We start from the raw sequence: 10,357 nt of genomic DNA on the forward strand, positions 1-10,357 counted from the left end.
GAGAGCTTCTTCAACAGTCTGAAAAACGAGCGGGTGCATGGCCAGCGCTACGCCACGCACGAGCAAGCCAAAGACGATCTCTTTGACTACATCGAGATCTTTTACAATCGGAGCCGCCGACACTCCACGCTCGGCTATGTGTCCCCGGCACAGTACCTCCGGGACTGGGAACACCCACGGGACATGGCGGCTTGACTCCCTTACCCTTGGAAGGCGAAAAACAAGGGGAATCTCAGGGGATGTCGTACGGCCCGTTGGGCGCAAGAGCCACCGCCGCTCAAAGAAACCGCGAGCACCCCCACAATAAGACACATCCCCAATCCCTCAAAACACCCCCCCCTCACTAACCACCCAATCCATCGGCAAATCATGCTCCTGCGGCTCCAACGCAATCCGGCAGGCCTCATGCCCGATGCCGATCGCAACCGGCGCGTTCCCGCCGGCAGCCAGCGCCGCCAGCGTGCGGTCATAGAACCCACCCCCATAGCCCAGGCGGAACTTATTCGCGCTGAAACCGACACATGGAATCAGCAGGGCGTCTGGCAGCAAGGGCGGCGTGCCGTCGGGCACGGGAATGCCGTAATGCCCGGCAATCATCGGCGTAGCCGGCTCCCACAGGTGGAAATCCAGCGGCGAGCCCGGCCGGCTTACCACCGGCAGGGCCGCTTGCCGCCCGGGGGCGCTGGCCAGCCAGCGCGAGACCACGGCACGGGCGTCGAACTCTTGCTGGATTGGCCAGTAGAAGCCCAGGCGATGCACGGGCAGGCGCTCCAGCAGTGCGCTCAGCGTGGCTTCGATGCCGGCATCTGCGGCGCTGCGCTGTGGCAATGCGCCGCGCAGCGCCAGCAGCTGGCGGCGCAGCGCCGCTCGCTGCACGCCGGGATCAGGCTTTCCGGGCTCGCCGGAGGGGTCGCGAACGTCGTCGCTTGGCATGGCTGCGTGGGATAATGTCTGCGGTTGACCAAACATTGCACGGTCGGACGAGCGCCCTCGAATGGGCTTGCCCGACCGTCACAACAAGGAAGAAGAATGCCGAAGGGAGTATATCCGCAGCGTGCGGCCAAGGCCGCCCTGGCGGCAATCGCGTGCGCGCTGCTCGCCACGCCGGTATTTGCGCAGAAGAAGCCCCAGCCGCAACAGCAACCGCAGTCGCTCACCATCCCGAGCAACCCCGACGACGCTTTCGTGGCGCTGCGCGAAGCCGCCCGCAAGAACGACGTGGTCCGCGCCGACGCCATCTCCGCCACCCTGGTGGACTACCCGATCTCGTCCTACGTCGAGTACTTCCGCATCAAGCCGCAGATGTTCGACGCCAGCGGCCTGGCCCGTATCGACGCCCCCGACGACCAGGTGCGCGCTTTCCTGCAGCGCTACAAGGGCGAAGCCATTGCCGACCGCATGCGCAACGACTGGCTGCTGGTGCTGGGCAAGAAGCGCGACTGGGCCAATTTCGACGTCGAATACCCGCAGTTCGTGCTCAAGGACGATACGCAGGTCGAATGCTATGCGCTGCTGTCGCGTGCGCTCAAGGGCCAGAACGTGGCGGCGGATGCACGCGCCGCGCTGAGCGATCCGAGGTACTACGGCGAAGGCTGTGTCGACCTGATCGGCTACCTGGCACAAAGCCGCCAGATCGAGCCCAGCGACGTGGCTTTCCAGGCGCGCCAGGCGCTCGAGCAGAACTATGTGACCCTGGCCGCGCGCATCGCCGCCACCGCGCCTGACACGCGCGGCGACAGCAACACGCTCGCCACCGTGGTCAAGATGGCGCGCAACGATCCCGCCCAGGCCGCGGCTTTCCTGAGTGCCAACGCCGGCAGCCTGTCGCGCGACGAGCAGGGCTCCGGCTGGGGCGTGATCGGCCAGTTCGCGGCCAAGAAGCTGGCGCCCGAAGCCGCCGGCTACTACCGCCGCCAGATCGACCAGGGCGGCAACCAGTGGCTGTCCGACGAAACCCAGGAGTGGCGCGTGCGCGCCGCGCTGCGCCAGGGCGACTGGAAGCAGGTGCGCCAGGCTGTGGAACTGATGCGCCCCGAACTGCGCGCCAAGGACCCGGCCTGGACCTACTGGTACGGCCGCGCGCTCAAGGCGGACAACCGTGGCGCCGAGGCCGAGAAGCAGTTCCAGTCGATTGCCGGCCAGTTCAGCTTCTACGGCCAGCTGGCCAGCGAGGAACTGGGCAATCGCATCGTGCTGCCGGCCCGCACCCAGGTCAGCGATGCCGAGGTCAACGCCATGCGCACCCGCCCGGGCTTCCTGCGGGCGCAGAAGTTATACGATCTCAACCTGCGCTTCGAGGGCAACCGCGAGTGGAACTGGGAGCTGCGCGGCATGACTGACCGCCAGTTGCTGGCCGCCGCCGACTACGCCCGCCGCATCGAGCTGCTGGACCGCGCAGTCAACACCGCCGACCGCACCCAGGCCGAGCACGACTTCTCGCTGCGCTTCCTGATGCCGTACCGCGACATCATGCAGCGTGCCACCGACGAAGTGGGCCTGGACATGGCATGGGCCTACGGCCTGGTGCGCCAGGAATCGCGCTTCATCATGAACGCGCGCTCCTCGGCGGGCGCCCACGGGCTGATGCAGGTGATGCCGGCCACCGCCAAGTGGGTCGCACGCAAGATCGGCATGTCGGACTTCTCGCCGTCGATGATGAGCGATCCCAATGTCAACATCATGCTTGGCACCAACTACATGAGCATGGTCTTTACCGACCTGGACAGTTCCTGGACGCTGGCATCGGCTGCCTACAACGCGGGTCCCGGCCGACCCAAGAGCTGGCGCTCCAGCCTGCAGCGCCAGGTCGAGGGCGCGATCTTCGCCGAGACCATTCCTTTTTCGGAGACCCGGACCTACGTCAAGAACGTGCTGTCCAACGCCACGTACTATGCTGCATTGATGAGCGGCCGGCCGCAGTCGCTCAAGGATCGCCTGGGCATGGTGGCACCGTCGCAGGTCACCACCACCAGCCTGCCCTGAGCCTCAGGGGCGCGCGGTCTGCCGGCCAATGCGGTTGCCGGTGCGTTCACCAGCCCTGGAGAACGCGCCAGTCATGCCTTGCCACGGAGAAATCCATGCAGATCAGCAATGTTCTAGTGATCGGAGGGGCCGGCTTCGTCGGCAGTCATCTGGTAGCCCGGCTGGCAGGCGTTGCCACCGCATCGGCCACGCCGCTGGAGCCTGGCACCGTCGTGGAGCCGCCCCTCGACCCTGAACGCATCGTGGTCGCCACCCGTGACGCGGAGCACGCGCAGCACCTGCTGCTGCTGCCACGGGTGGAGGTGACCGGGCTGGACGTGAGAAACGATGTCGCGCTGGACGCGGCCATCGGCACGCTCGGCACCGAGGGCATCGTCGTCAACCTGATCGGGATTCTCCACGGCGAACGCGCCGAGCCCTACGGCGAGGCTTTCGCCTTTGCGCATGTGGAGGTGCCGCGGCGCATCGTGGAATCCTGCAGGCGCACCGGTGTCCGCAGGCTGTTGCACATGAGCGCGCTGGGCGCCGACAGCTCGGGCCCGTCGATGTACCTGCGCAGCAAGGGCGACGGCGAGCGCGTCGTGCGCGACAGCGGCCTGGACTGGACCATCGTCCGGCCGTCCGTGATCTTCGGCCCCGACGATCATTTCCTCAATCTCTTCGCCCATATGCAGCAACTGGCGCCGGTGGTGCCGCTGGCCTGCGCGCAGGCGAAATTTCAGCCGGTGTACGTGGAGGACGTGGCGCAGGCCTTCGTCAACGCCATGGCCGCGCCGGCTACCATCGGCCGCGCCTACGACCTGGCGGGACCGCAGGTCTATACGCTGGAGGAACTGGTGCGCTATGCCGGCCGCGCCAGCGGCCATCCGCGCCCGGTCCTGCACCTGCCTGACGCGCTCGCGCGCGTGCAGGCGGCCATGCTGGAACATTTGCCGGGCGCGCCGGTGATGTCGCGCGACAACCTCGACTCCATGCGGCTCGACAGCGTCATGCACGGGGCTATCGCGCCCGAACTTGGCCTGCGCCAGCCGGTGGGGCTCGAAGTGGTGATGACCGACGTGCTGGCGGGCCGTGGGCACGAGAGCTATATGCAGGTTCTGCGGCGTAGCGTATATCGCTGAGCCATCAGCCGCCCGGCGCGGCCGGGCGCAGGTTGATCAGGCACCCGGCCAGGCTGCCCGCTTGTGACCTGGATTCACATCGCTGCGAGCGTAATTCGCTTTGAGGGGCTCGGCGCGGCTGGCTACAATGGTTCGTTCGCCGGCGCGTTGTCCCGCCCGCCCCATCGCGTGGCGGTTTGCCCCGGCCTCACTCTCCCCCATGTTTCCTGCAAGGATTTCGCGATGAAGCTCGTCATCGGCAACAAGAACTACTCGTCCTGGTCGCTGCGCCCCTGGTTGCTGATGCAGCATGCCGGCATCGCCTTCGAGGAAATCAAGGTGCGCCTGTTCGCGCCGGGGTTTGAGGAAGCCGTCGCGCAGCACTCGCCCACGGGCAAGGTGCCGGTGCTGGTCGATGGCGACATCACCGTGTGGGATACGCTGTCGATTGCCGAATACCTGGCCGAATCCTTCCCCGAGAAGCAACTGTGGCCTGCCGACCGCGCGCAGCGGGCGTACGCGCGCTCGATCTGCGCCGAGATGCATTCGGGTTTCGTCAACCTGCGCAGCCAGTTGCCGATGAACGTCACCGCGGTGCTGCCGGGCCGCGGCTGGAACGTGGCGGTACAGCGCGATGTCAGCCGCATCGCCACGATCTGGTCCGAGCTGCGCGCGCGCCATGCCGCCGACGGTCCGTTCCTGTTCGGCACCTTCACCATCGCCGATGCGTACTTCGCGCCGGTGGTCAGCCGCTTTGCCACCTATGGCATCCACCTGCCCGATGCCGCCAAGCAATACGCGGACTTCATTCTCGCGCTGCCGGCCATGCAGGCCTGGATCGCCGATGCGCGCGAAGAGCGCGACTTCCTGGCGTCCGACGAGCCCTACCGGCTGGCCCCCGATCGCGCCGACGCGATCGTGATCAACCATTGAGCATGTCCATGCAGGTGTATGCCGTAGGCGGTGCCATCCGCGACGCCTTGCTGGGCCAGCCCAGCCAGGACCGCGACTACGTCGTGGTGGGCGCGACCCCGGCCGAGATGGAAGCCGCCGGCTACAAGCCGGTGGGCAAGGATTTCCCGGTCTTTCTCCATCCCCGGACCAGGGAGGAGTACGCGCTCGCCCGCACCGAGCGCAAGACCGCGGCGGGTTACAAGGGCTTTGCTTTCTACTGCTCGCCGGACGTGACGCTGGAAGACGACCTGGTGCGGCGCGACCTCACCATCAACGCCATGGCGCAGGCGGTGGACGACGGCGGCGCGCTCGCCGGCCCCGTGATCGATCCCTACGGCGGACAGCGCGATCTTGCCGCGCGGCAGTTCCGGCATGTATCGGATGCCTTTGCCGAAGATCCGGTGCGCATCCTGCGCGTGGCGCGCTTTGCCGCGCGTTTCATCGATTTCACCGTGGCGCCCGAGACGCTGGTGCTGATGCGGCGCATGGTGGAGGCCGGCGAGGTCGACGCGCTGGTGGCCGAGCGCGTCTGGCAGGAACTCGCGCGCGGCCTGATGGAGGCGCGGCCCTCGCGCATGTTCGAGGTGCTGCGCGAATGCGGCGCGCTGGCGCGCCTTCTGCCCGAGCTGGACCGGCTGTGGGGCGTGCCGCAGCGTGCCGATTACCATCCCGAGGTGGATACCGGCGTGCACGTGATGATGGTCGTGGATACCGCCGCCGCGATGGGAGGCTCGCTGGCGGTGCGCTTTGCCGCGCTGGTGCATGACCTGGGCAAGGGCACTACGCCGGATGATGTGCTGCCGCGCCATCTCGGACATGAGCAGCGCAGCGTGGAATTGCTCGAAGCCGTCTGCAAGCGCCTGCGCGTGCCGACCGACTGCCGCGATCTGGCGGTGGTGGTGGCGCGCGAGCACGGCAATATCCATCGTTCGGAGGCGTTCGGCGCGGCGGCATTGACGCGCCTGCTGGAGCGTTGCGATGCGCTGCGCAAGCCGGGGCGTTTTGCGCAGGCGCTGCAGGCATGCGAGGCCGATGCGCGCGGGCGGCTCGGGTTCGAGGACCGGGAGTATCCGCAGACGGCGCGGTTATTGATGGCGCTGGAGGCGGCGGCTTCGGTGGATGCGGGGGCGGTGGCGCGGGAATGCGCTGACAACGTCAGCCTGATCAAGGATCGCGTGCATGCGGCGCGGGTGGCGGCGGTGGCGGCGCGGCTGGGAGAGTAGGGGGCCGCTACAGCAGCTTTCCTACCAGCAACGCCACCATCGACAACAAGATCGTCGAAGCAAACGGCAACACAATCTCCCGTCCGAACAACCGGAACCGCAGGTCCCCCGGCAACCGGCCCAGCCCCAGCTTTTGCAGCCACGGCAGCGCCGCCGATAGCACGATGACGGCCAGGAAGATGGTGAAAGTCCAGCGCAGCATGTTGGCGTGCCTGAGGTGAGGTGCCTGGACTATAGCGCGTGGCTGCGGTCGCCGCGCGCGAATCCCGCCAGCGGCAGCGCCGCATCGAAGTCGCGGGTCAGCGCGATGACCTTGAACAGCTCGCCCATTTCGGCCTCGGACAGCAGCTTTTGCACCGCATTGGCCGCAGGCAGGAAATTGCGCGTGTCGTTGGGGTCCAGCGCCATCAGCAACTCGGTGATGCCGGCATTCATCAGGAAGCGCGCCTGCGAGGCGAAGCCGGCGACGGTCAGCCCGGCATCGGCGGCGGCGTGGGCGATACCGCTGAAGTTGACGTGGGCGGTGATGTCCTGCAGGCCGGGGTAGAGGAAGGGATCCGGGTGGGCGTGATGGCGGTAGTGGCACATCAGCGTGCCGCCGACCCGCTGCGGATGGTAATACTCCGCAGTGGGAAAACCGTAGTCGATCAGGAATACCGCGCCACGCGTCAGCATCGTACCCACCGCCCGCATGAAGCCTTCCGCCTCGGCGTGGGTTTCGGTGACGATGTCGTGGTCGCCGGGCACGGCGTGCAGCGCTTCGGGCAGGGCGTCGGCTGCTACCGGGCGGTCGGAAAAGACAAAGGCGGCGTCCGTTTCACCGGCATCGTCGTCCCGGCGGGCTACGCCGCGCTCCAGCCAGCGGCCATGGCTGCGGGCAAACAGCCGCACCGGCATGGCATCGAGCACTTCATTGCCGACGACGATCCCTTCGAAATGTCCGGGCAGCGTATCCAGCCAGCTCACGCGCGGCGCCAGGTGCGGGGCGCGTTCGGCCAGCGTGGCCTGCTGGCGCGCGCGCAGCTCGCCGGACAGTTCGACGATGTCGTAGCGCTCAGGCAACTGGCCTTCCTGCTCCAGCGCGAGCAACAGGTCGGCGGCGAGCCGGCCGGTGCCGGCGCCAAATTCCAGCAACTGCGACAGGCCCTGCGCCAGCAGCGGCGCGAACTGGCGTGCGAGCGTACGGGCGAAGAACGGGCTCAGTTCGGGGGCGGTGATGAAGTCGCTGCCGTCGCGCGCGTCGCGGCCGAACTTGGCGGCGCCGCCGCTGTAGTAGCCCAGGTCGGGCGCATATAGCGCAAGCGCCATATAACGGTCGAAACCAAGCCAGCCGCCTGCGTCGTCGATGGCCTGGCCGATGTGCGCGGTCAGCGCGGCGGACGCCGAGAGTGCGTCCGCGGGGGGAAGGGGTAAACTAGCGCCTTTGTGCATACCGCGATTGTAGCAATGCCAGCCTCCGAATCTCCTGACTCCGCATCGCCTGCCGGCGCCACCGCCGCCGCAGCCTCCGCTACCCCCGCGCGCGGCGTTGCGCTCGTGACCGGCGCCGCGCGCCGGCTCGGGCGCGTGATCGCGCTGGAACTGGCCGCCCGCGGCTGGGACGTGGCGGTCCACTGCCACCGCTCGCTGGCCGAGGCCGAGACGCTGGCCGGGCAGATCCGCGCCGGCGGCCGCCGGGCGGCGGTGCTGCAGGCTGACCTGGCCGACGAGGCGTCCACCGCCAGACTGATCGCTGCCTGCAGCGAAGCGCTGGGCGTGCCGACCTGCCTGGTCAACAATGCCTCGCTGTTCCAATATGACGTGGCGACCAGCTTTTCCTATGCCTCGCTCGACACGCATATGCGCACCAATGTGGCCGCGCCGCTGCTGCTGGCGCGCGAAATGCATCGGGCGCTGTCGGACAAGCAGCGCGGCGTGGTGATTAACCTGCTCGACCAGAAGCTGGACAACCTCAATCCGGATTTCCTGTCATACACGCTGTCCAAGGCGGCGCTGCAGACCGCCACGGTACAACTGGCCCAGGCCCTGGCGCCGAAGTTGCGCGTGGTGGGCGTGGCGCCGGGCATCACCATGGTTTCAGGCGACCAGTCGAGCCCCGGCTTCAAGCGCGCCCACCGCATGACGCCGCTGGGCCAGTCGTCCACTCCCGAGGACATCGCGCAGGCCGTGGCCTACCTGGCCGAGGCGCGCGCCGTGACCGGCACCACGCTTTACGTCGACGGCGGCCAGCACCTGATGCCGCTCGCGCGCGACGTGATGTTCCTGACCGAATGACGTACCCGGCGCGCGTCCCAGACCGCGCGTGCCTTTTCCTACTTTTTCCCCTCTCTCCATCATGACCATGCTCGCCGCCCTCACACACCCCAGCCTGCAGGACTGCCGCCGCATGTTCCTGCGCAACTACGAAGTGCAGATCAATATCGGCGTGCACGAATTCGAGAAAAAAGGCGAGCAGCGCGTGCTGATCAATATCGACCTGTTCGTGCCGCTGGCCCAGAGCACGCCGCACGACGACAAGCTGCAGGAAGTGGTGGACTATGACTTCATGCGCAACACCGTGGCCGAGCGCATGGCGCAAGGCCACGTCCACCTGCAGGAAACGCTGTGCGACGACGTGGCGCGCGCCATGCTCAAGCACCCCAAGGTGCGCGCCGTGCGCGTATCGACCGAAAAGCCCGACGTCTACCCGGACTGCGATTCCGTCGGCGTCGAGGTTTTCCATATCAAGAGCGAGTAAGCCGGCCGGCGCGGGGAGGCCGGCCACGGTAAAATACCCGGTTGTCCGGCCCCGGCAGCCTGCATGTGATGCAACTGCCGCACTGTGCGCCGCTTCGCCTTTTCCTTGTTGTCTCCGTCGCCCCGTCGCCTTATTGCCATGACCGCCACCACGCATTCCAAGAACTTCTTCCGCCTGGAGACCTATCTCCAGTCGCAGACGGGCCGTGCCATCGGCGATTTCAAGATGATCGAGGATGGCGACACGGTGCTGGTGTGCCTGTCTGGCGGCAAGGACTCGTACACCATGCTGTCGGTGCTGATGGCGCTGCAGAAGCGCGCGCCGGTCAAGTTCAAGCTGATCGCGATGAACCTTGACCAGAAGCAGCCGGGCTTCCCCGCGCATATCCTGCCCGCCTACCTGAAATCGGTGGGGGTGGAATATGTGATCGTCGATGCGGATACCTATTCCATCGTCAAGGAGAAGGTGCCCGAGGGCAAGACTACCTGCTCGCTGTGCTCGCGGCTGCGCCGTGGCGTGATCTATCGCACCGCCAAGGAACTGGGCGCCAACAAGATCGCGCTGGGCCACCACCGCGACGACATCATCCAGACCTTTTTCCTGAACCTGTTCTTCGGCGGCAAGATGAAGGCGATGCCGCCCAAGCTGGCCACCGACGACGGCCAGCATATCGTGATCCGTCCGCTGGCCTACTGCCCGGAAAAGGACATCGCCGCCTACGCGCGCGCCATGGAGTACCCCATTATTCCGTGCAATCTGTGCGGTTCGCAGGAGAACCTGCAGCGCAAGAAGGTCAAGGAGATGCTGGTCGAGTGGGAGCGGCAGAATCCGGGCCGCACCGACAATATCTTTGCCGCGCTGCGTAGCGTGGTGCCTTCGCATCTGGCAGATACGGATTTGTTTGACTTCAATGGGCTGGCTACCGGGTTGGCGAAGGTGGATGAGGCTGCGCTGTTTGGCGAGACCACCTTTTCGCAGCAGCCGTTGGTTTTTGCTGGTGGGATGGAGGAGAACAAGTTGGAGTTTGTTCGGTTTGAGAAGGGGGTGGTGGGTGGGGCTGTTGTTGAGTGAGGGTTTGTTGTTGGTTGCAACTTGCAACTTGCAACTGCCTAACGTCAACGTCAAAGGCTTAAAGTCAAAGGCAGTTTCACCACCCCTTCGGGGCGGCGACCTACTTTTTTGTCTTGCCAAAAAAGTAGGCAAAAAAGGCGCGCCGGATGGGGCGACCCCCTCCTCGTCGGCAGGCGAAAAGAGCGGCCGGGGGCCAAACTCACATCGCCTTAAGGCGATGCTCAAACATGGCCCCCTCTTTTCCGCTCTTTTCACCTGCCGACGAGGACGCCCCATACGGCCTGGTACAC

General features: G+C 66.4%; 11 protein-coding genes. 8 read left to right on the plus strand and 3 right to left on the minus strand.

Going from position 1 to position 10,357, the window contains the following annotated elements; all coding sequences use genetic code 11:
• Positions 1–195, plus strand: a 195-nt coding sequence (locus AC1DS6_RS41665; protein WP_477104500.1) for an IS3 family transposase, incomplete at its 5' end; no start/stop codon positions are given.
• A gap of 129 nt (positions 196–324) precedes the next feature.
• Here AC1DS6_RS41665 and AC1DS6_RS41670 read toward each other — a convergent pair.
• Positions 325–933: a 5-formyltetrahydrofolate cyclo-ligase gene (locus AC1DS6_RS41670; protein ID WP_441635695.1), complete on the minus strand. Its 609-nt coding sequence runs from the start codon at positions 931–933 to the stop codon at positions 325–327.
• Positions 934–1,029: 96 nt separating this feature from the next.
• Here AC1DS6_RS41670 and AC1DS6_RS41675 point away from each other — a divergent pair, with 96 nt between their 5' ends.
• The 4 genes from AC1DS6_RS41675 to AC1DS6_RS41690 all read left to right on the plus strand — a co-directional run bounded on the left by AC1DS6_RS41675 (position 1,030) and on the right by AC1DS6_RS41690 (position 6,259).
• The gene (locus tag AC1DS6_RS41675; protein WP_441635697.1) at positions 1,030–2,982 is read left to right on the plus strand and encodes a lytic transglycosylase domain-containing protein; all 1,953 of its coding nucleotides are present in this window, start codon (positions 1,030–1,032) and stop codon (positions 2,980–2,982) included.
• A gap of 95 nt (positions 2,983–3,077) precedes the next feature.
• Positions 3,078–4,103, plus strand: a complete 1,026-nt coding sequence (locus AC1DS6_RS41680) for a complex I NDUFA9 subunit family protein (protein ID WP_441635698.1) — start codon at positions 3,078–3,080, stop codon at positions 4,101–4,103.
• Between the two features lie 222 nt (positions 4,104–4,325).
• On the plus strand, positions 4,326–5,015 hold the full coding sequence (locus AC1DS6_RS41685) for a glutathione S-transferase family protein (protein ID WP_441635700.1): 690 nt from the start codon (positions 4,326–4,328) through the stop codon (positions 5,013–5,015).
• An 8-nt stretch (positions 5,016–5,023) separates the two neighbouring features.
• The gene (locus tag AC1DS6_RS41690; protein ID WP_441635702.1) at positions 5,024–6,259 is read left to right on the plus strand and encodes a multifunctional CCA addition/repair protein; all 1,236 of its coding nucleotides are present in this window, start codon (positions 5,024–5,026) and stop codon (positions 6,257–6,259) included.
• A gap of 7 nt (positions 6,260–6,266) precedes the next feature.
• Here AC1DS6_RS41690 and AC1DS6_RS41695 read toward each other — a convergent pair whose 3' ends face one another.
• Together AC1DS6_RS41695 and AC1DS6_RS41700 are read right to left on the minus strand one after the other, a co-directional pair.
• Positions 6,267–6,461 carry a DUF2905 domain-containing protein gene (locus AC1DS6_RS41695; protein WP_035870430.1) on the minus strand — a complete coding sequence of 65 codons (195 nt, stop codon included), beginning with the start codon at positions 6,459–6,461 and terminating at the stop codon, positions 6,267–6,269.
• Between the two features lie 29 nt (positions 6,462–6,490).
• A complete protein-coding gene (locus tag AC1DS6_RS41700) occupies positions 6,491–7,690 on the minus strand; it encodes a class I SAM-dependent methyltransferase (RefSeq protein WP_441635704.1) in 1,200 nt (399 codons plus the stop codon).
• 15 nt (positions 7,691–7,705) lie between these two features.
• Here AC1DS6_RS41700 and AC1DS6_RS41705 point away from each other — a divergent pair, with 15 nt between their 5' ends.
• The 3 genes from AC1DS6_RS41705 to ttcA all read left to right on the plus strand — a co-directional run bounded on the left by AC1DS6_RS41705 (position 7,706) and on the right by ttcA (position 10,067).
• Positions 7,706–8,533 (plus strand): SDR family oxidoreductase, encoded by an 828-nt coding sequence (locus AC1DS6_RS41705; RefSeq protein WP_477104705.1) that lies wholly within the window; start codon positions 7,706–7,708, stop codon positions 8,531–8,533.
• 61 nt (positions 8,534–8,594) lie between these two features.
• Positions 8,595–8,996 carry a dihydroneopterin aldolase gene (locus AC1DS6_RS41710; RefSeq protein ID WP_035870426.1) on the plus strand — a complete coding sequence of 134 codons (402 nt, stop codon included), beginning with the start codon at positions 8,595–8,597 and terminating at the stop codon, positions 8,994–8,996.
• Between the two features lie 138 nt (positions 8,997–9,134).
• Positions 9,135–10,067, plus strand: coding sequence for a tRNA 2-thiocytidine(32) synthetase TtcA (gene ttcA, locus AC1DS6_RS41715; RefSeq protein WP_045236154.1), 933 nt, complete (start codon positions 9,135–9,137; stop codon positions 10,065–10,067).
• Positions 10,068–10,357: the final 290 nt, after the last annotated feature.

The sequence above is a fragment of the Cupriavidus sp. 05L310 genome, assembly GCF_056398185.1.

What these genes read in the sequence shown, in the direction of transcription:
- AC1DS6_RS41695 (WP_035870430.1), bottom strand. Translation starts at nt 6,461, where the DNA reads ATGCTGCGCTGGACTTTCACCATCTTCCTGGCCGTCATCGTGCTATCG.
- AC1DS6_RS41670 (WP_441635695.1), bottom strand. Translation starts at nt 933, where the DNA reads ATGCCAAGCGACGACGTTCGCGACCCCTCCGGCGAGCCCGGAAAGCCT.
- AC1DS6_RS41710 (WP_035870426.1), top strand. Translation starts at nt 8,595, where the DNA reads ATGACCATGCTCGCCGCCCTCACACACCCCAGCCTGCAGGACTGCCGC.
- AC1DS6_RS41700 (WP_441635704.1), bottom strand. Translation starts at nt 7,690, where the DNA reads ATGCACAAAGGCGCTAGTTTACCCCTTCCCCCCGCGGACGCACTCTCG.
- AC1DS6_RS41690 (WP_441635702.1), top strand. Translation starts at nt 5,024, where the DNA reads ATGCAGGTGTATGCCGTAGGCGGTGCCATCCGCGACGCCTTGCTGGGC.
- AC1DS6_RS41675 (WP_441635697.1), top strand. Translation starts at nt 1,030, where the DNA reads ATGCCGAAGGGAGTATATCCGCAGCGTGCGGCCAAGGCCGCCCTGGCG.
- AC1DS6_RS41685 (WP_441635700.1), top strand. Translation starts at nt 4,326, where the DNA reads ATGAAGCTCGTCATCGGCAACAAGAACTACTCGTCCTGGTCGCTGCGC.
- ttcA (WP_045236154.1), top strand. Translation starts at nt 9,135, where the DNA reads ATGACCGCCACCACGCATTCCAAGAACTTCTTCCGCCTGGAGACCTAT.
- AC1DS6_RS41680 (WP_441635698.1), top strand. Translation starts at nt 3,078, where the DNA reads ATGCAGATCAGCAATGTTCTAGTGATCGGAGGGGCCGGCTTCGTCGGC.
- AC1DS6_RS41705 (WP_477104705.1), top strand. Translation starts at nt 7,706, where the DNA reads ATGCCAGCCTCCGAATCTCCTGACTCCGCATCGCCTGCCGGCGCCACC.